Source organism: Micromonospora sp. NPDC047730, assembly GCF_043204765.1.
Classification (GTDB): Bacteria; Actinomycetota; Actinomycetes; order Mycobacteriales; family Micromonosporaceae; genus Micromonospora.
Genome location: NZ_JBIDCU010000019.1, coordinates 28,897 through 47,508, shown reverse-complemented (window position 1 = coordinate 47,508; position 18,612 = coordinate 28,897). Strand labels below are relative to the sequence as shown.

Below are 18,612 nucleotides of genomic sequence, written 5' to 3'. Positions count from 1 at the left end.
TGATGTGCCTTCGTTTCTCCGGCCGCCGCGCGGTCGGTGTTCCTCGTGCGCCCGGCAGTCGGGCGCTCAGTGCTGGGCGCTCGTTCCCGCGTGCGCGGTCACCCCCGCCTCGGCCCGCTGCGCGGTGGCCGGGTCCTTCCAGACGTGCACCCGCTGCGCCGGGCGCTGGTCCAGGCCGGTCAGGCCGGCCGTGGTGCCCAGCGCCTCCGCGTACACCTGGTCGGCGTCGAGCCGGCGCAGCTCCTCGGCCAGCTCGTCGCCGAGCGGCCGGCGGACGAGCGGCAGGTGCCGGTCCTCCTGGCCGGTACGCCGGAACGTCGCCACGCTGTCCTCCCGGGTCAGCGTCAGCTCGTCGCCGTTGGCGCAGCGCAGCTGCACCTCCCGCATGCGCGGGAATTCGTCGGTGCGCTGCCACACCGGGTCGATGCCGAGCCGGGCGGCCAGCCAGCCCCGCATCAGCGCGGCGGTGGGGTCGGAGGCCGGGGCGACCACGGTCGCCTCGGTCACCCGCGCCTGGGTGGTGTCGAACGCCCCGGCCACCAGCGTGCGCCACGGGGTGATCCGGGTCCACGCCAGGTCCGTGTCGCCCGGCGCGTAGTCCCGGGCCCGCTGGCGCAGCGCCTCGACCGGGTCGGCGGCCTGCGCGGCGTCGGTGATCCGCCGGTCGGCCACGACGCCGAGGAAGTCGGTGGCGATCTCGGCCGGCGGCTCGCCGTGCCACCACGTCACCACCGGAACGTCCGGCACCAGCAGCGGCATCACCACCGACTCGGCGTGCAGGGCGAGCCGCCCGTACATCCGGGTGACCACCGCCTCGCAGGGGCCGAGCCGGCCGCCGACGACGATCTCCGCGTCGAGGCGGTTGCGCTCCCGCTCGACGTCGGAGCGGACCACCACCACCAGCCGGCAGGGGTGGGCGGCGGCCGCTATCGTGGCCGCCGCCTCCGCCTCGCGCACCCGCTTCTCGTCCACCACCACGATCAGGGTGAGCGCCATGCCGCTGGCCACCCCGCCGGCGCTGCGCCGTTCGGCGGCGAGCGCCTTGACCACCTCGTTGCCGGTGGTGTCCCACAGGCCGATCACTGGAGCCTCCTGGTTGACTCGCTGGGCTTGCTCACGCTCTGCGCCAGGCCCGACCCTCGCGGGCCAGCATCTCGTCGGCGGCGCGGGGCCCCCACTCACCGGCCCGGTACGGCTCCGGCTTCGTGCCCGCCCACGCGTGCTCCAGCGGGTCCACCACCTGCCAGCTCTGCTCGACCTCGGCGGCGTCCGGGAAGAGGGTGCGGTCACCGATGAGCACGTCCAGCACCAGCCGTTCGTACGCCTCGGGGCTGGACTCGGTGAACGCCTCGCCGTACTGGAAGTCCATCGCGATGTCGCGGACCTCCATCGTGGTGCCGGGCACCTTGGAGCCGAACTTGAGCACCACGCCCTCGTCGGGCTGCACCCGGATGACGAGCTGGTTGTTGCCCAGCGACTCCATGTCGGCGGCGTTGAACGGCAGGTGCGGCGCCTTCTTGAACATGATGGCGACCTCGGTGACGCGGCGCGGCAGCCGCTTGCCGGCCCGGATGTAGAACGGCACCTCCGCCCAACGGCGGTTCTGGATGCCGAGCCGGACCGCCACGTACGTCTCGGTGGTCGAGTCCTCCGGGACGCCCTCCTCGTCCAGGTAGCCGACCGCGCGCTGGCCGCCCACCCAGCCGGGCAGGTACTGGCCGCGGACGGTGCCCTCCGCGATGTCCTTCGGCAGGGTGATCGCCCGCAGCACCTTGAGCTTCTCGGTGCGGATCTCGTCCGCGTCGAAGCTCGTCGGCTCCTCCATCGCCACCAGCGCCAGCAGCTGGAGCAGGTGGTTCTGGAGCACGTCCCGGGCCGCGCCGGCCGAATCGTAGAAGCCGGCGCGGGTGCCGATGCCGACGTCCTCGGCCATGGTGATCTGCACCGAGTCGACGTACTTGGAGTTCCACAGCGGCTCGAACAGGTTGTTGGCGAACCGCAGGGCGAGGATGTTCTGGACGGTCTCCTTGCCCAGGTAGTGGTCGATGCGGAAGACGTCCTTGCGGGTGAAGACGTCGTCGACCAGGTCGTTGAGCGCCTTCGCCGAGGGCAGGTCGTGCCCGAACGGCTTCTCCACCACCACCCGGCGCCAGCCGCCGGACTTGGCGTTGTCGGCCATTCCCGTGCGGGCCAGCTGCTTGAGCACCACCGGGAACGCCGCCGGGGGGATGGAGAAGTAGAAGGCGGCGTTGCCCGGGATGCCGTGCGTCTGGCGCAGCTCGTCGAGGGTGGCGGCGAGGTGGTCGAACGCCGCGTCGTCGTCGAACGCGCCGCCCACGAACTTGATGTTGCCGACCAGCCGCGCCCACACCTCCTCCCGCCAGGGGGTGCGGGCGTGCTTCTTGGCGGCCTCGTGGGCCAGCGACTCGAAGTCGCCGTCGCCCCAGTCCCGACGGGCGAAACCCAGGACGACGAAGCCCGGGGGCAGCAGCCCCCGGTTCGCCAGGTCGTACACCGCCGGAAGGAGCTTCTTGCGGGCGAGGTCGCCGGTGACGCCGAAGATCACCAGGGCGCACGGCTCCGGGATCCTCGGCAGCCGGCGGTCCTGCGGGTCGCGTAGCGGGTTCACGCCGCCTCCTCGCTCCGCATCGTCCATGGTCCTCATCGTCACGCCCGCAGCGCCCCGACCGCATCGAGCAGCTGGGTCACGCCCGCGGACCGGTCGGTCAGGTGCAGCCGCACCAGGGGGCGCTCCCGCCCGGCCAGGGCCTGCCGGTCGCCGGCGGCCTGTGCCGCCTGCAACTCCCCGAAGGTGTACGGCTTGCCGGGCACCGGCAGGTCGTCGGCGACCGCGCCGGTGAGCTGGAGGTAGCTGCCGACCTGCGGGCCGCCCTTGTGGTACTGGCCGGTGGAGTGCAGGAACCGCGGCCCCCAGCCGAAGGTGACCGGCCGCCCGGAGGCCCCGGCCAGCAGCGGCCGCAGCCGGGCCGCGTCGGCGTCGGCGAACCGGTCGAGGTACGCCATCACCGCGAGGTAACCGTCGCCGCCCAGCCCGTCGACCAGCCAGCGGAGCACGCCGGCCAGGTCGCCCGGGGCGCCCTGCGGCGCGTACACCTCGATCGCGCCCGAGGTGAACGACGGCGTCTCCGCCGGCGGACCCGAGGCGAGGATCTTGTTGGTGTTCTCCTTGGACTCGGTGACGTTGGGCTGGTTGAACGGGTCGATGCCGAGCACCACGCCGGCGATCGCGGTGGCGTACTCCCAGGCCAGGAACTGCGCGCCGAGCGGGCCGTTGACCGCCACGTCCGGGCCGGTGCCGCCGCCCGGGACGGCGCCGGTGGCCAGCGCGCCGCCGTAGGTCACGGTGAGCACGTCGGCGCCGCCGGCACCGGGGCTCTCCGGGGACTCCACGACGACCGGGAGGATGCCGACGCCGGACTTGCCGGTGGACTCGGCGATCAGCTGCTCCGCCCAGTCGCCGAGGCCGTCGATGCCGGTGCCGTCGGAGATCAGGGCGATCTTGTCCCGGCCCATGGTGGCCGCCGCCCCGAGGGCGGCGCCCAGGGCCAGGCCCGGGTTGTCCCGGTCGCCGCCCAGCGACCGGGACAGCGCGTCCGCCTCGTCGAGAAGTTCGGCCACCTCGACGCCGGCCAGCGCCGACGGGACCAGCCCGAACGCGGTCAGCGCCGAGTAGCGGCCGCCCACGTTCGGGTCGGCCAGCACGGTGAAGGCGCCCATCTCGGCGGCGGTGGCCTCCAGCGGCGAACCGGGGTCGGTGACGATGACGAAGTGCCGGCCGGCCTCCGCCTCGGTCATCCCGGCGTCCAGGAACGCCTGCCAGTAGGCCCGGCGGTGGCTGTCGGTCTCCACCGTCGAGCCCGACTTGCTGGCCACCACGACCACGGTGCGCTCCAGCCGGTCGGCCAGCGCCGCCCGGACCTGCCCCGGGTCGGTGGTGTCGAGCACGGTCAGCTGCTTGCCGAGGGTGCGCGCGATGACCTCCGGGGCCAGCGACGAGCCGCCCATGCCGGCGAGCACCACGTGGTCCAGGTCGGCCAGCTCCGCCTTCAGCTCGGCGAGCTGGGGGAGCAGCTCGCGGCTGCGCCGGTGGGTGTCCACCCAGCCGAGGCGGATCTTCGCCTCGGCCTCGGCGTCCGGGCCCCACAGGGCCGGGTCCTTCTCCGCCAGCCTGCCCGGCACGCCGGCGCGGACCAGCGCGTCGCGGGTGGAGGCGGGGGCCGACTTGTCGACGGTGTCGGCCCCGTGCACGGCGAGCCCGGCGGCCGCCTCGACAGGCCCGGCGAGCAGGTCGCTCACGCCGCCACCTCGCTCCGCTCGGCGGCGGCGGCGCGAGGCGCCACGCCGCTGTACCTGATGGTTCGCTCGCTCACGCGTTGCCTCCCGCCTGCTGCGCGGCCCGCGCGTTGCCCTTCGCGGCGTCGCCCGGGTGGCCGGTGCCCTTGCCCGCGGCGGCCAGCGACTTGCGCACGCCGTCGAGCAGCTCCAGCCAGCTGGCCTCGAACTTCTCCACGCCCTCGCGCTCCAGGGTGGCGATCACGTCGGCCATGTCGACCCCGACCGACTCCAGGTCCGCGAAGACCTTGCGGGCCTCGTCGTACGAGCCGGTGATGGTGTCACCGCGGGTCTCGCCGTGGTCGGCGTACGCGTGGATGACCGGCTCCGGCATGGTGTTGACGGTGCCGGGCGCGACCAGCTCCTCCACGTAGATGACGTCCCGGTAGTCCGGGTTCTTGGTGGAGGTGGACGCCCACAGCGGCCGCTGCGGGTGTGCGCCCGCGTCGGCGAGGGCCTGCCAGCGGTCGGAGGAGAAGACCGCGCCGTAGCGCTCGTAGGCCAGCTTGGCGTTGGCGATGGCGGCCTTGCCGCGCAGCGCCTTGGCCTCGGCGGAGCCGATCTTCTCCAGCCGCTTGTCGACCTCGGTGTCGACGCGGGAGACGAAGAACGACGCCACGGACCCGATCTTGGACAGGTCGTGGCCGTTCGCCTTCGCCTGCTCCAGGCCGGCCAGGAACGCGTCCATCACCTGGGAGTAGCGGTCCAGCCCGAAGATCAGCGTGACGTTGACGCTGATCCCCTGGGCCAGGGTGGCGGTGATCGCCGGCAGGCCCGCCTCGGTGGCCGGGATCTTGATGAAGAGGTTGGGGCGGTCGATCAGCCACCACAGCGCCCCGGCCTCGGCGACGGTCTTCTCGGTCTCGTGGGCCAGCCGCGGGTCCACCTCGATGGAGACCCGGCCGTCCACCCCTGCGGTCGCGTCGTGCGCCGGCCGCATCACGTCACAGGCCCACCGCACGTCGTACGTGGTGAGCAGGCGGACGGCCTCCTCGACGTCCACCCCACGGATGGCGAGGTCCTTCAGTTGCCAGTCGTACTCGTCCGCGTCGCTCAGCGCCTTCGCGAAGATGGTCGGGTTGGAGGTCACCCCGACCAGGTGCTTCTCGCGGCGCAACTGGTCCAGCCCGCCGGAGCTGAGCCGCGTCCGGGAAAGATCGTCGAGCCAGATCGCCACACCCGCGGTGCTGAGCTCGTCCAGCCTGTCCTTCGTCATGTCGTCCACGCTCCCCTCAGTTGCCGGTCGTGAAACCGGTGATCTCGCCCACCCGGGTGAGCGCCGCGTGCGCGGCGGCCACGATCCGGTCGGGGGTGAACCCGAACTGCTCGAAGAGCATGGAGTGCGGGGCGCTGGCGCCGTAGTGCTCCAGGCTGACGCTCTCGCCGCAGTCGCCGACGAGGTGCCGCCAGGACATGGCGATGCCCGCCTCCACGCTCACCCGTGCCTTTACCCCGCGTGGCAGCACCGACTCCCGGTACGCCTCGTCCTGCTCGGCGAACCACTCCTGGCAGGGCATCGAGACGACCCGGGTGGGGGTGCCGTCGGCCTCCAGCCGCTCCCGCGCGGTCAGGCAGAGCTGCACCTCGGAACCGGTGCCGACGAGGATCACCTGCGGCTTGCCGGTGGACGCCTCGGCGAGTACGTAGCCGCCCTTCGCCACGCCCTCGGCGCCGGCCAGCGTCGACCGGTCGAAGGTCGGCAGCGCCTGGCGGCTGAGCGCCAGCGCGGTCGGCCGGTCGGTGTGCTCCAGCGCGCACCGCCAGGCCCAGGCGGTCTCGTTGGCGTCGGCCGGGCGGACCACGTCCAGGCCGGGAATGGCGCGCAGCGCGGTCAGGTGCTCCACCGGCTGGTGCGTGGGGCCGTCCTCGCCGAGGCCGATCGAGTCGTGCGTCCAGACGTAGACCACCGGCAGCTTCATCAGCGCGGCGAGCCGGACAGAGGGGCGCATGTAGTCGCTGAACACCAGGAAGGTGCCGCCGTACGGGCGGGTGCCGCCGTGCAGGGCGATGCCGTTGAGGATCGCGCCCATGGCGTGCTCGCGGATGCCGAAGTGCAGCGTGCGGCCGTACTCGTGGCCCGGGAACTCCTTGGTGGCCCAGGCGGCCGGGATGAAGGACGGCTCGCCTTTCATGGTGGTGTTGTTGCTCTCGGCCAGGTCGGCCGAGCCGCCCCACAGCTCGGGCAGCACCGGGGCGAGCGCCTCCAGGACCTTGCCGGAGGCGGCCCGGGTGGCGATGCCCTTGGCGTCGGCCGGGAACTCGGGCAGGGCCTCGGCCCAGCCGTCCGGCAGCGCCCGGCCGGCCATCCGGTCGTAGAGCGCCCGGCGCTCCGGGTTGGCCTTCGACCAGCCGTCGAACGCCGCGGTCCACTCCTGCTGGGCGCGGGCGCCCCGCTCCATCACCAGGCGGGCGTGCGCGAGCACCTCCTCGTCGACCTCGAAGGACTGCGCCGGGTCGAAGCCGAGGATCTGCTTGGTGGCGGCCACCTCGTCGCCGCCGAGCGCGGAGCCGTGGATCTTGCCGGTGTTCTTCTTGTTGGGCGCGGGCCAGCCGATAATGGTGCGCAGCGCGATGAAGGAGGGACGGCCGGTCTCGGCCTTCGCCGCCAGCAGCGCCCGGTGCAGGGCCTCCACGTCCTCGTGGTAGTCGCCCTGGTCGGCGTCGCCGGTGCGCCAGTCGACCGTCTGCACGTGCCAGCCGTACGCCTCGTAGCGGGCCGCGACGTCCTCGCTCATGGCGATCCGGGTGTCGTCCTCGATGGAGATCTCGTTGTCGTCGTAGATCACCGTGAGGTTGCCGAGCTGCTGGTGCCCGGCGAGCGCGCTGGCCTCGTGGCTGATGCCCTCCTCGATGTCGCCGTCGGAGGCGATGCACCAGATGTCGTGGTCGAAGACCGACGCGCCCGGCTCGCCCTCCGGGTCGAACAGGCCACGCTCGCGGCGGGCGGCCATCGCCATGCCGACCGCGTTGCCGAGGCCCTGGCCGAGCGGGCCGGTGGTGGTCTCGACGCCCGGGGTGTGGCCGTGCTCGGGGTGGCCCGGGGTGAGCGAGCCCCACTGCCGCAGCGACTTGAGGTCGTCGAGGCTGAGCGGGTAGCCGGCGAGGAAGAGCTGGATGTAGAGGGTGAGGCTGGAGTGGCCCGCCGAGAGCACGAACCGGTCCCGGCCGGGCCAGTTCGGGTCGGCCGGGTTGTGCCGCATGACCCGGTTGAAGAGCAGGTAGGCAGCGGGCGCGAGGCTCATCGCGGTGCCCGGGTGGCCGTTGCCGGATTTCTCCACGGCGTCCATGGCCAGCACGCGGACGGTGTCGACGGCCCGGCGGTCGAGGTCGGACCAGTTCAGTGCGGGGTGCTCGGGTCGGTTGGCAGCCACGATGGTTGTGCTCCTCGGCAGATGGGCGGAACCCTCACCGATGACCCTATCGAGCGGTCCTAAACGTCCGCCCGGGGATCTCTGCATGCAGGTCTGGGCGCGTCCGGGAGGATCGGTGGTTCGATCGGAGGTGTGACGGCCCGCACCGTTGTCGGGTCGCCCGGGCAGCCAAAACGACAGCGCGTAGTCTGTGGTGCGGTGTGTGGCCCGAGTCGGGTCCGGCCGATCCGACCTCCCCTGCCGACGCCGGAAGGTGGCAATCCGTGAGCATGATCACCGAGCGCCCCGTCAGCAACTCTGCCGGGCAGCCGCCGGTGCGCGCGGGGGCGGAGGCCCCGGGGGTCGGTCGCCGGGACGTCCGCGCGGTGGTCTCGGCGTACGTGACGCTGACCAAGCCGCGGATCGTGGAGCTGCTCCTGGTCACCACCGTGCCGGCGATGATGCTCGCGGACGGCGGCATGCCGTCGCTCTGGCTGATGGCCGTGGTGCTGGTCGGCGGCTCGCTCGCCGCGGGCGCGGCCAGCGTCATCAACTGCTACATCGACCGGGACATCGACGAGCTGATGCGGCGCACCAAGCGCCGCCCGCTGCCGGCGCACACCGTGTCGCCGCGCAACGCGCTGATCTTCGGGCTGGTGCTGGCGGTGGTGTCGGTCGCGCTGATGGCGGCGTTCACCAACCTGCTGGCCGCCGGTCTCACCCTGGCCGCGATCGCCTACTACGACCTCGTCTACACCCTCTGGCTCAAGCGCACCACGACGGCCAACACGTTCTGGGGCGGCGCCTGCGGGGCGGCGCCGGTGCTGATCGGCTGGGCGGCGGTGACCGGGTCGCTGGGGCCCGCCGCGTGGGCGCTGTTCGCGGTGGTCTTCTTCTGGCAGATGCCGCACTTCTACCCGCTGGCGATGAAGTACAAGGACGACTACGCCCGGGCCGGCATCCCGATGCTGCCGGTGGTGGCCTCCGCCCGCCGGGTCAACGCCGAGATCATCATTTTCGCGTGGCTCACCGTGGCCTCCTCGCTGGCGGTGTGGCCGCTGGGGATGAGCGCGATCTACGGCGTGCCCACCCTGGTGGTCGGCGGCATCTTCCTGGTGGAGGCGCACCGGCTGGCCCGGCGGGTCTCGCGGGGCCAGGCCGTCAAGCCGATGCGGCTGTTCCACTGGTCAACGACCTACCTGACGATCCTCTTCGCCGCCGTCGCGCTCGACGCGCTGATCTGACCCCGGGCGGTCACCGCGCACCCGAGCCGGCGAGTGCCCTCGCTGGCGGCGGCCGGGGTGCGGGGCGTATCGTGCGGGAAATCAGCATCGTGTATGCCTTGTCCGGGTTTCTTGTTACATCCGTGACAACGCGGGCATCGGTCCGAACGGTTCGTCATGCCCCAGACCGCCCCGGTTCGCGGCGGAGCTTTGTGGTGGTAAGTCCGGATAAAATCGGGCGATTCGCCTGTGGTCTTCCTTAAACCTTCGGGTAATTGGCATCACAAAAGCTTCATGGTTCTCGCCCGCCCGGATGGAAGTCTGCTTACGCTTCGCGTCATGGCAGATGGTTCCGATACGACGCTGACGGCCGAGCAGACCGCCGAACAGGCCCCCCAGGGCCTGGTCGCGGGCATCAAGTCGTTCGCCGCCGGACACGGCGGGGCGAAGGCGGTCATCGAGTACGTCGGCAAGCGCGGCGCACGCATCGTCCTCGTGGGCGAGGACGGGGTGTGGGGCGACCAGTTCGCGGACGACACCGTCGTCGCGCGGGAGGCCTGCGCGAAGGCGGGCGTCACCGTCGAGAACGCCTGGGAGCGTGAACTCATGGACCAGATGCGTCCCAGCAACGACCTCTGGCGGTCGATGGCCCGGCGCTCGATGGCCCGTTGACATAAATTGACCAACCACCACCAGTCGACCCGGGGGGAACCTCGGGTCGCTCTCGTCACCTGTGCCGAACTGCCCGCCCTCGAAGCCGACGACCGGCTGGTGCTCGACCCGCTCGCGCGCCGCGGCGTGACCGCCGAACCGGTGGTCTGGGACGACCCCACCGCCGACTGGGCCGGCTACGACCTGGCCGTGCTCCGCTCACCGTGGGACTACATGCCCCGCCGCGACGAGTTCGTCGCCTGGGCGGCCGCCGTCCCGGCCCTGGCCAACCCGGCCGACGTGGTCCGCTGGAACACCGACAAGCGGTACCTCGCCGAGCTCTCCGCCGCGGGCGTGCCGACCGTCCCCACGACCTGGGTGGAGCCGGGGGAGAGCTGGCAGCCGCCCGCCGAATCCGGCGAGTACGTGCTCAAACCGTCGATCAGCGCGGGCAGCCAGGACACCGGCCGGTACGACCTGGCCGATCCGGGGCACCGGGAACTGGCCGTCGCGCACGTGCGGCGGCTCGCGGCGGCCGGCCGCGTGACCATGGTCCAGCCGTACCTGGCCGCCGTCGACACCGCCGGTGAGACGGCGCTGCTCTTCCTGGCCGGCCCGGACGGCTTGGCGTACAGTCACGCGATCCGCAAGGGCCCCATGCTCACCGGGCCGGACCTGGGTGTGGAGGGCCTCTACAAGCCCGAGGAGATCACGCCGCGGACGGCCACGCCGGAGCAGTTGGCGGTGGCGGAGCGGGCCCTCGCGGCGGTGCCCGGCGGGCCGGAGCGGCTGCTCTACGCCCGGGTCGACCTGATCCCCGGCCCGGACGGCGCCTCGATCCTGGTCGAGCTGGAGCTCACCGAGCCGTCGCTCTTCCTCGGGTACGCCGAGGGCGCCGCCGACCGCCTGGCCGGCGCGATCCTGACCCACCTGGGCCGCCCACCACGCTGACCCGACGCCGGGCGGTCGCCACGGTGCGGACCGCCCGGCGCCCGGGCCGGCGGACGTCGCCGCCGCCTGGCGCCCGTCAGGCGGCGACGGGGACGGCGTCCTCGGCGGGGGAGGGGTCCGGCGCCGGCGCGACGGAACGGCGCTCGCGGGTGGCCCACTGGACCGAGAGGGTGGCCAGCAGCACCAGGCAGGAGCCGAGCATGTGCGCGCCCACCAGCAGCGCGGGCAGGTTGGTGAAGTACTGCACGAAGCCGATCAGGCCCTGACCCAGCTCCACCGCGACCAGCACCAGGGCGGCCCGTGCGGCGCGTGCCGCGCCGACCGCGCGGAACGCGAAGACCAGCGCCACCGAGAGGCCGATCAGCAGGAAGACGCTGTCGGCGTGCACCTGGGCGATCGACTCCGGGTCGAGGCCGTTGCGGGCCGCGCCGTGGTCGCCCGCGTGCGGGCCGCTGCCGGTCACCCAGGTGCCGATCACCAAGACCGCCGCGCTGACCACGGTGGTGATCACCGCCAGGGTCCGCAGCGGCGCCGGCACCACGGCCACCGCCGGGCCGACCGGGTCCCCGATCCGCCGCCACAGCGCGTACGCGGCCGCGATCACGAGCATCGAGGCGAGGAAGTGCAGGCCCACCACCCACGGGTTGAGGTCGGTGAGCACGGTGATGCCGCCGACGACCGCCTGGGCCGGGATGCCGAAGAGCACGGCGACCGCGAGGGGGAGCAGCTCCCGACGTCGGGGGCGTTGCAGCAGCACGGCCACCAGCACCGCCAGCGCGATGACGCCGACCGCGAAGGTGAGCAGGCGGTTGCCGAACTCGATCGCCCCGTTGATGCCCATCTCGGCGGTTGCCACGTACGACTCGTCCGTGCACCGGGGCCAGGTGGGGCAGCCGAGGCCGGACTGGGTGAGCCGGACCGCCCCGCCGGTGACGACGATGCCCACGTTCGCGATGATCGAGGCGAGCGCGAGACGGCGCAGCAGGGCGGTGGAGACCGGGAACCGGACGGATGGAGTCACGGCGCAAATCCTACGCACCGTAGTGATCGAGGTTCGTGCGACTCCGCCGGCACGGTGGTTCGGATCACCGGGGCCCGGGTTTGCGGCCCCCCGACGAATTACGTAACGTGGGCGTTGTGAAAAACGCGGCGGCGCTCTCCGGGCACCAGCCGGCGGCCGCCCCGGCCGCCGGTCAGTCCGTGTCCGCCGGCGACCTTTCCACCCGGGACCGGGTCACCCACCTGCTGCTGGAGCGGGGGGCGACCACCGCCGCGCAGCTCGGCTCGGCGCTCGGGCTCAGCCCGGCCGCGATCCGGCGGCACCTCGACGCGATGCTCGCCGACGGTGACGTGGTCGCCCGCGACCAGACGGTCCGCGGTCACCGGGGCCGGGGCCGCCCGGCGAAGGTGTTCCTGCTGACCGACGCGGCCCGGGTCCGCTGCGGCACCCACCACTACGACAACATGGCCACCGCCGCGCTGCGCTGGATCTCGCGCAACGGCGGCGCCGAGGCGGTCGAGGCGTTCGCCGCCGACCAGGTCGCCGCCCTGGAGGCCCGCTGCCGGGCCGCCATGGAGGACGCCGGCGACGACCCCCTCGCGCGGGCCGAGGCGCTCGCCGGGGCGCTGACCGCCGAGGGCTACGCTGCCAACGCGTCCACGATCGCCTCCGGCGGCCAGCTCTGTCAGCACCACTGCCCGGTGGCGCACGTGGCCGCCGAGTTCCCCCAGCTGTGCGAGGCCGAGACCGCGGTGATCTCCCGCCTGGTCGGCACCCACGTGCAGCGCCTGGCCACCATCGCGCACGGCGACGGGGTGTGCACGACGCACATTCCCGCCCAGCCGGGGCGCGCCCAGTCCGGTAAGACCGTCACCACTGTGAGGACAGATAGATGACCGAGCAGATCGTCCAGCCCCTGACCCAGGAAGAGCAGCTCGCCGCCCTGGGCCGCTACGAGTACGGCTGGGCCGACCCCGACGTCGCCGGGGCGGTGGCCCAGCGCGGCCTCAACGAGGCGGTGGTGCGGGACATCTCGGCCAAGAAGAACGAGCCGGCCTGGATGCTCGACCTGCGGCTGAAGGGCCTGCGGCTGTTCGGCCGCAAGCCCATGCCGGCCTGGGGCGCCGACCTCACCGGGATCGACTTCGACAACATCAAGTACTTCGTCCGGTCCACCGAGAAGCAGGCCACCAGCTGGGAGGACCTGCCCGAGGACATCAAGAACACCTACGACAAGCTGGGCATCCCCGAGGCGGAGAAGCAGCGGCTGATCGCGGGCGTCGCGGCGCAGTACGAGTCCGAGGTCGTCTACCACAAGATCCGTGAGGACCTGGAGGAGCAGGGCGTCGTCTTCCTCGACACCGACACCGCCCTCAAGGAGCACGAGGACCTGTTCAAGGAGTACTTCGGCACCGTCATCCCGGTCGGCGACAACAAGTTCGCCGCGCTGAACACCTCCGTCTGGTCCGGCGGCTCGTTCATCTACGTGCCGAAGGGCGTGCACGTGGAGATCCCGTTGCAGGCCTACTTCCGGATCAACACGGAGAACATGGGCCAGTTCGAGCGGACGCTGATCATCGTCGACGAGGGTGCGTACGTGCACTACGTCGAGGGCTGCACCGCGCCGATCTACTCCTCGGACTCGCTGCACAGCGCCGTGGTGGAGATCATCGTCAAGAAGAACGCCCGGTGCCGCTACACGACCATCCAGAACTGGTCGAACAACGTCTACAACCTGGTCACCAAGCGTGCCGTGTGCCACGAGGGCGCGACCATGGAGTGGATCGACGGCAACATCGGCTCCAAGGTCACCATGAAGTACCCGGCGGTCTACATGACCGGCGAGCATGCCAAGGGCGAGGTGCTCTCGGTGGCCATGGCCGGCGAGGGCCAGCACCAGGACGCCGGCGCCAAGATGGTGCACGCCGCGCCGCACACCTCCTCCACCATCGTCTCCAAGTCGATCGCCCGGGGCGGCGGCCGCACCTCGTACCGCGGCCTGGTGCAGGTGCTGGAGGGCTCGACCAACAGCCGCAGCACGGTCAAGTGCGACGCGCTGCTCGTCGACACCATCTCCCGTTCCGACACCTACCCGTACGTCGACATCCGTGAGGACGACGTGTCGATGGGGCACGAGGCCACCGTCTCCAAGGTCAGCGAGGACCAGCTCTTCTACCTGATGAGCCGGGGCCTGAGCGAGGACGAGGCGATGGCGATGATCGTGCGCGGCTTCATCGAGCCGATCGCCAAGGAGCTCCCGATGGAGTACGCCCTGGAGCTCAACCGCCTGATCGAGCTGCAGATGGAGGGCGCGGTCGGCTGACGCCGACCCGGGCGGGCCGGTCCGCCGGCCCGCCGCCCCCGCACCAGAGACCGTCGTCGCGAAACAGACCAAGGAAGAGATGACTACCCAGGCTTCCGCGCCGCCCAGCACCAAGTCGCAGGCGCTCCGCTCGTACGACGTCGCCGACTTCCCGGCCCTTACGGGCCTGGAGGAGGAGTGGCGCTTCACCCCGCTCAAGCGGCTGCGCGGGCTGGTCGGGGGCGACGGCTCCAGACGCGCCGAGCTGGAGCCGTCGGAGGCGCAGGCCGCCACCGGCACGGTCCGCCACGAGTACGGCGACCTGCCCGAGGGCGTGACCGTCGAGCGGATCGGCTCCGACGACCCCCGGGTGGGCAGCGTGCTCACCCCCGTCGACCGGGTCAGCGCGCTGGCCTACGGCGGGGCCGGGCAGGCGCTGCTGGTCCAGGTCGCCCGCGACGCCGTGGTCGCCGACCCGGTGGCCCTGCGGGTGGTCGGCGACGGCGCCGAGGGGGTCGCCTTCGGGCACACCTTCGTCGAGGTCGGCCGGTTCGCCGAGGTGACCCTGGTGCTGGAGCACGTCGGTTCGGCGACGCTGGCCGACAACGTCGAGGTGGCGGTGGCCGACGGGGCGAAGCTGACCCTGGTCACCGTCGCCGACTGGGCCGACGACGCCGTGCAGGCCCAGCACCTGAAGGTGAAGCTGGGTCGGGACGCCAGGGTGGTCCACGTCCAGGTCTCCCTCGGTGGCGACCTGGTCCGGCAGTACACCTCGGTGGAGTACACCGACCGGGGCGGCGAGGCCGAGCTGTACGGCCTCTACTTCGCCGACTCGGGGCAGCACCTGGAGCACCGCCAGCTGGTCGACCACAGCGTGCCGGACTGCCGCAGCTACGTCGGCTACCGGGGCGCCCTGCAGGGCGAGAGCGCGCGTACCGTCTGGGTGGGCGACGTGCTGATCCGCGCCGAGGCGACCGGCACCGAAACGTACGAGATCAACCGGAACCTGCTGCTGACCGACGGCGCGCGGGCGGACTCCGTACCCAACCTGGAGATCGAGACCGGCGAGATCGCCGGCGCCGGCCACGCGAGCGCGACCGGCCGCTTCGACGACGAGCAGCTGTTCTACCTGATGGCGCGGGGCATCCCGGAGGCCGAGGCGCGGCGCCTGGTGGTCCGCGGCTTCTTCGCCGAGCTGATCAACAAGATCCCGGTCGAGGAGCTGCGCGAGCGGCTCGGCGACGCGATCGAGGCCCGGCTGAGTAAGGCCGGCGCCTGATGATCAAGATCTGCTCGACCGAGGACGTGCCGAAGGGCACCGCGATCGCCGCGGACGTCGACGGCACGCAGATCGCGATCGTGCACGGCGAGGACGACGCCTTCTACGCCGTCTACGACGAGTGCTCGCACGCCGCGGTCGCCCTCTCCGAGGGGGAGGTCTCCGGCTGCACGCTGGAATGTTGGCTGCACGGTTCCCGTTTCGACCTGAGGACCGGCGAGCCGACCGGGCTGCCCGCCACCGAACCCGTTCCCGTCTATCCCGTCGAAGTCCGCGACGGCGACATCTACGTCAGCCTCACGCCGAGCAATGGAGTGACCCGATAATGAGCACCCTGGAGATCCGCGACCTGAAGGTGTCGGTCAAGCTGCCCGAGGGTGAGCTCAAGCCGATCCTGGCCGGTGTCGACCTGACCGTCCGCTCGGGCGAGACCCACGCGATCATGGGGCCGAACGGCTCGGGCAAGTCCACCCTGGCCTACTCGATCGCCGGCCACCCCAAGTACGAGATCACCGGCGGCTCGGTGACCCTCGACGGCGAGGACGTGCTGGCCATGTCCGTCGACGAGCGGGCCCGCGCCGGCCTCTTCCTGGCCATGCAGTACCCGGTCGAGGTGCCCGGCGTCTCGGTGGCGAACTTCCTGCGTACCGCCAAGACCGCCATCGACGGCGAGGCGCCGAAGCTGCGCACCTGGGGCGGCGAGCTGCGCGGGGCCATGGAGCGCCTCCAGATGGATCCGGCGTTCGCCCAGCGCAACGTGAACGAGGGCTTCTCCGGCGGTGAGAAGAAGCGGCACGAGATCGTGCAGCTGGAGCTGCTCAAGCCGAAGATGGCCATCCTCGACGAGACCGACTCCGGCCTCGACGTGGACGCGCTGCGCGTGGTCAGCGAGGGCGTGAACCGGGTCCGCGACACCGGCGACACCGGCCTGCTGCTGATCACCCACTACACCCGGATCCTGCGCTACATCAAGCCGGACTTCGTGCACGTGTTCGTGGCCGGCCGGATCGTCGAGCAGGGCGGCCCGGAGCTGGCCGACAAGCTCGAGGAAGAGGGCTACGAGCGGTACGTCGCCGGGGCCGGTTCGGCGCGGGCCTGATTCCTCTCGGAGAATGGGTGGGCCGGTCGACATGACTACCATCGCGATCCCGCCGGGGATGCCGCAGTACGACGACGTGCCGCGTTTCGACGTGGCGAAGGTGCGCGCCGACTTCCCGATCCTGGACCGGGAGGTCAACGGGCACCGGCTGGTCTATCTCGACAGCGCCAACACCTCGCACAAGCCGCGGCAGGTGCTCGACGTGCTCGCCGAGCACTACGCGAGGCACAACGCCAACGTCTCCCGCTCGGTGCACACGCTGGGCACGGAGGCCACCGAGGCGTACGAGGGCGCCCGGGCGAAGGTCGCCGCGTTCGTCAACGCGCCGAGCCCGGACGAGGTGGTGTTCACCAAGAACTCCACCGAGGCGATCAACATCGTCGCGTACGCCTTCTCCAACGCCTCGCTGCGGCCCGACGCCGACCCGCGGTTCCGGCTCGGCCCCGGTGACGAGGTGGTGATCTCCGAGATGGAGCACCACTCGAACATCGTCCCGTGGCAGCTGCTCTGCGAGCGGACCGGCGCGACGCTGCGCTGGTTCCCGGTCACCGACCACGGGCGCCTGGACGAGTCGGGGCTGGCGGACCTGGTCACCGAGCGGACGAAGATCGTCTCGCTGGTGCACATGTCCAACATCCTCGGCACCGTCAACGCCACCGCGCGGATCACCGAGCGGGTCCGCGAGGTGGGGGCGCTGCTGCTGCTCGACTGCTCCCAGTCGGTGCCGCACATGCCGATGGACGTGGTCGACTACGACGCCGACTTCGTCGTGTTCACCGGGCACAAGATGTGCGGCCCGACCGGCATCGGGGTGCTCTGGGGCCGGGCCGAGCTGCTGGCGGCGATGCCGCCGGTGCTCGGCGGCGGGTCGATGATCGAGACGGTGTCGATGGCGCGCTCAACGTTCGCCGCGCCGCCGGCCCGGTTCGAGGCGGGCACCCCGCCGATCGCCGAGGCGGTCGCGCTCGGCGCCGCCGTCGACTACCTCACCGGCATCGGGATGCGGGCCATCCAGTGGCACGAGAAGGAGCTGACGGCGTACGCGCTGGATGCCCTCGCCACGGTGCGCGGCCTGCGGATCTTCGGGCCGACCGTGCCGGTGGGCCGGGGCGGCACCATCTCGTTCGCCCTCGGCGACATCCACCCGCACGACGTGGGGCAGGTCCTCGACTCGCTCGGCGTGCAGGTGCGGGTGGGCCACCACTGTGCCCGGCCGGTGTGCACCCGGTTCGGCGTGCCGGCCATGACGCGGGCCTCGTTCTACCTCTACACCACCACAGAGGAGATCGACGCCCTGGTGGCGGGCCTGGAGCAGGCGCGGAAGGTGTTCGACTGATGCAGCTCGACCAGCTCTACCAGGAGATCATCCTGGACCACTACAAGCACCCGCACGGCCGTGGCCTGCGTGACGCGGACGACCCGGGCGACCGGGTCGCCGAGGCGCACCACGTGAACCCGACCTGCGGCGACGAGGTCACGGTCCGGGTGGCGACCGACGGCGACGTGCTGCACGACGTCTCGTACGACGGCATGGGCTGCTCGATCAGCCAGGCGTCGGCGAGCGTGTTGCACGAGCTGCTGGTCGGGCGGGGCGCGGGTGAGGCGTTCCGGGTGCACGAGGCGTTCGTGGAGTTGATGTCCGGCCGTGGTCAGGTCACGCCGGACGAGGACGTGCTCGGTGACGGGGTCGCGTTCGCGGGCGTCGCCCGCTACCCCGCCCGGGTGAAGTGCGCGCTGTTGCCGTGGATGGCGTTCAAGGACGCCGCGGCACGCGCCGGCGTGGGCGTGAGCCCTTCGGAGGTTAAGGCATGAGTAGCGAGGACACCGCCACCGCGGCGACGCCGGCGACCGAGGGCACGGCGACGCCGGCCACGGACGCCGCCGCGCCGGCTGCGGGTGACGGCGGCAAGGCCGCGGGTGCCCGGGCCGCCGTCGCCGACATCGAGGAGGCGATGAAGGACGTCGTCGACCCCGAGCTGGGCATCAACGTGGTCGACCTCGGCCTGGTGTACGGCGTGCACGTCGGCGACGACAACGTCGCCACGCTGGACATGACGCTGACGTCGGCGGCCTGCCCGCTGACCGACGTGATCGAGGACCAGGCCCGCCAGGCGCTGACCACCGGCCCCGGCGGCGGCTTGGTCGACGACATTCGGATCAACTGGGTGTGGCTCCCGCCGTGGGGCCCGGACAAGATCACCGACGAGGGGCGCGACCAGCTCCGCTCCCTCGGCTTCAACGTCTGACCCGGCCCAGCGTCGGTCCCCGTCGAGCGCGCCGCCCCTCCCGGGAGGCGCGCTCGACGCGTTCCTGTCGACGGACGACGGCGGCCAGCTCGCCGACGACGGCGCGGGTGTCCCACAGCCGCGGATGGCCCGGCGCGTGCGGGGACGGCCTTCTCTTC

General features: G+C 72.1%; 17 protein-coding genes. 11 read left to right on the top strand and 6 right to left on the bottom strand.

The annotated features are described in order from the left end of the window. Nucleotides 1-66: 66 nt before the first annotated feature. The 5 genes from ACGF5G_RS30035 to tkt form a co-directional block, all read right to left on the bottom strand. Nucleotides 67-1,083 (bottom strand): glucose-6-phosphate dehydrogenase assembly protein OpcA, encoded by a 1,017-nt coding sequence (locus ACGF5G_RS30035; protein ID WP_350709148.1) that lies wholly within the window; start codon nucleotides 1,081-1,083, stop codon nucleotides 67-69. Between the two features lie 31 nt (nucleotides 1,084-1,114). Continuing rightward, the gene (zwf, locus tag ACGF5G_RS30030) at nucleotides 1,115-2,656 is read right to left on the bottom strand and encodes a glucose-6-phosphate dehydrogenase (RefSeq protein ID WP_393268907.1); all 1,542 of its coding nucleotides are present in this window, start codon (nucleotides 2,654-2,656) and stop codon (nucleotides 1,115-1,117) included. An 11-nt stretch (nucleotides 2,657-2,667) separates the two neighbouring features. Continuing rightward, nucleotides 2,668-4,317 (bottom strand): glucose-6-phosphate isomerase, encoded by a 1,650-nt coding sequence (locus tag ACGF5G_RS30025; protein ID WP_393268904.1) that lies wholly within the window; start codon nucleotides 4,315-4,317, stop codon nucleotides 2,668-2,670. Between the two features lie 70 nt (nucleotides 4,318-4,387). Then, nucleotides 4,388-5,569: a transaldolase gene (tal, locus tag ACGF5G_RS30020; RefSeq protein ID WP_393268902.1), complete on the bottom strand. Its 1,182-nt coding sequence runs from the start codon at nucleotides 5,567-5,569 to the stop codon at nucleotides 4,388-4,390. 16 nt (nucleotides 5,570-5,585) lie between these two features. Then, the gene (tkt, locus tag ACGF5G_RS30015; protein WP_393268899.1) at nucleotides 5,586-7,724 is read right to left on the bottom strand and encodes a transketolase; all 2,139 of its coding nucleotides are present in this window, start codon (nucleotides 7,722-7,724) and stop codon (nucleotides 5,586-5,588) included. A gap of 263 nt (nucleotides 7,725-7,987) precedes the next feature. On the opposite strand from tkt, the gene ACGF5G_RS30010 reads away from it, so the two are divergent. From ACGF5G_RS30010 to ACGF5G_RS30000, 3 genes are all read left to right on the top strand, one after another. Next, the gene (locus ACGF5G_RS30010; RefSeq protein ID WP_393268896.1) at nucleotides 7,988-8,947 is read left to right on the top strand and encodes a heme o synthase; all 960 of its coding nucleotides are present in this window, start codon (nucleotides 7,988-7,990) and stop codon (nucleotides 8,945-8,947) included. A 318-nt stretch (nucleotides 8,948-9,265) separates the two neighbouring features. Next, nucleotides 9,266-9,598 carry a hypothetical protein gene (locus ACGF5G_RS30005; RefSeq protein WP_393268893.1) on the top strand — a complete coding sequence of 111 codons (333 nt, stop codon included), beginning with the start codon at nucleotides 9,266-9,268 and terminating at the stop codon, nucleotides 9,596-9,598. Between the two features lie 6 nt (nucleotides 9,599-9,604). Then, the gene (locus ACGF5G_RS30000; protein ID WP_393268891.1) at nucleotides 9,605-10,528 is read left to right on the top strand and encodes a RimK family alpha-L-glutamate ligase; all 924 of its coding nucleotides are present in this window, start codon (nucleotides 9,605-9,607) and stop codon (nucleotides 10,526-10,528) included. A gap of 76 nt (nucleotides 10,529-10,604) precedes the next feature. On the opposite strand, the gene ACGF5G_RS29995 is transcribed toward ACGF5G_RS30000, so the two are convergent. Further along, a complete protein-coding gene (locus tag ACGF5G_RS29995; protein WP_393268888.1) occupies nucleotides 10,605-11,567 on the bottom strand; it encodes a heme A synthase in 963 nt (320 codons plus the stop codon). A 98-nt stretch (nucleotides 11,568-11,665) separates the two neighbouring features. Between ACGF5G_RS29995 and ACGF5G_RS29990 the strand changes: the two genes are divergently transcribed. The 8 genes from ACGF5G_RS29990 (at nucleotide 11,666) to ACGF5G_RS29955 (ending at nucleotide 18,454) form a co-directional block, all read left to right on the top strand. Continuing rightward, complete coding sequence (locus ACGF5G_RS29990; RefSeq protein WP_393268886.1) at nucleotides 11,666-12,424, top strand: helix-turn-helix transcriptional regulator; 759 nt, start codon at nucleotides 11,666-11,668, stop codon at nucleotides 12,422-12,424. After that, nucleotides 12,421-13,851, top strand: coding sequence for a Fe-S cluster assembly protein SufB (gene sufB / locus ACGF5G_RS29985; RefSeq protein ID WP_357465121.1), 1,431 nt, complete (start codon nucleotides 12,421-12,423; stop codon nucleotides 13,849-13,851). Before ACGF5G_RS29990 ends, sufB begins: the two co-directional genes overlap by 4 nt. Before the next feature lie 79 nt (nucleotides 13,852-13,930). Further along, entirely contained in the window at nucleotides 13,931-15,109 is a 1,179-nt protein-coding gene (gene sufD, locus ACGF5G_RS29980) for a Fe-S cluster assembly protein SufD (RefSeq protein WP_393268883.1), read from the top strand. After that, nucleotides 15,109-15,435, top strand: coding sequence for a non-heme iron oxygenase ferredoxin subunit (locus tag ACGF5G_RS29975; protein WP_350686402.1), 327 nt, complete (start codon nucleotides 15,109-15,111; stop codon nucleotides 15,433-15,435). The genes sufD and ACGF5G_RS29975 overlap by 1 nt, the downstream gene beginning before the upstream one ends. Continuing rightward, nucleotides 15,435-16,208 (top strand): Fe-S cluster assembly ATPase SufC, encoded by a 774-nt coding sequence (gene sufC, locus ACGF5G_RS29970; protein WP_350686401.1) that lies wholly within the window; start codon nucleotides 15,435-15,437, stop codon nucleotides 16,206-16,208. The genes ACGF5G_RS29975 and sufC overlap by 1 nt, the downstream gene beginning before the upstream one ends. 31 nt (nucleotides 16,209-16,239) lie before the next feature. Continuing rightward, nucleotides 16,240-17,544 (top strand): cysteine desulfurase, encoded by a 1,305-nt coding sequence (locus ACGF5G_RS29965; RefSeq protein ID WP_393268880.1) that lies wholly within the window; start codon nucleotides 16,240-16,242, stop codon nucleotides 17,542-17,544. Beyond that, the gene (gene sufU, locus ACGF5G_RS29960) at nucleotides 17,544-18,020 is read left to right on the top strand and encodes a Fe-S cluster assembly sulfur transfer protein SufU (protein ID WP_393268877.1); all 477 of its coding nucleotides are present in this window, start codon (nucleotides 17,544-17,546) and stop codon (nucleotides 18,018-18,020) included. Before ACGF5G_RS29965 ends, sufU begins: the two co-directional genes overlap by 1 nt. After that, the gene (locus tag ACGF5G_RS29955) at nucleotides 18,017-18,454 is read left to right on the top strand and encodes a metal-sulfur cluster assembly factor (RefSeq protein WP_357701739.1); all 438 of its coding nucleotides are present in this window, start codon (nucleotides 18,017-18,019) and stop codon (nucleotides 18,452-18,454) included. Before sufU ends, ACGF5G_RS29955 begins: the two co-directional genes overlap by 4 nt. Nucleotides 18,455-18,612 lie beyond the last annotated feature (158 nt).

Excerpts from the sequence above, each read along its gene's own strand:
- sufC (WP_350686401.1), top strand. The coding sequence starts at position 15,435 with ATGAGCACCCTGGAGATCCGCGACCTGAAGGTGTCGGTCAAGCTGCCC.
- ACGF5G_RS29965 (WP_393268880.1), top strand. The coding sequence starts at position 16,240 with ATGACTACCATCGCGATCCCGCCGGGGATGCCGCAGTACGACGACGTG.
- zwf (WP_393268907.1), bottom strand. The coding sequence starts at position 2,656 with ATGGACGATGCGGAGCGAGGAGGCGGCGTGAACCCGCTACGCGACCCG.
- ACGF5G_RS29955 (WP_357701739.1), top strand. The coding sequence starts at position 18,017 with ATGAGTAGCGAGGACACCGCCACCGCGGCGACGCCGGCGACCGAGGGC.
- sufD (WP_393268883.1), top strand. The coding sequence starts at position 13,931 with ATGACTACCCAGGCTTCCGCGCCGCCCAGCACCAAGTCGCAGGCGCTC.
- sufB (WP_357465121.1), top strand. The coding sequence starts at position 12,421 with ATGACCGAGCAGATCGTCCAGCCCCTGACCCAGGAAGAGCAGCTCGCC.
- tal (WP_393268902.1), bottom strand. The coding sequence starts at position 5,569 with ATGACGAAGGACAGGCTGGACGAGCTCAGCACCGCGGGTGTGGCGATC.
- ACGF5G_RS29975 (WP_350686402.1), top strand. The coding sequence starts at position 15,109 with ATGATCAAGATCTGCTCGACCGAGGACGTGCCGAAGGGCACCGCGATC.
- ACGF5G_RS30005 (WP_393268893.1), top strand. The coding sequence starts at position 9,266 with ATGGCAGATGGTTCCGATACGACGCTGACGGCCGAGCAGACCGCCGAA.
- sufU (WP_393268877.1), top strand. The coding sequence starts at position 17,544 with ATGCAGCTCGACCAGCTCTACCAGGAGATCATCCTGGACCACTACAAG.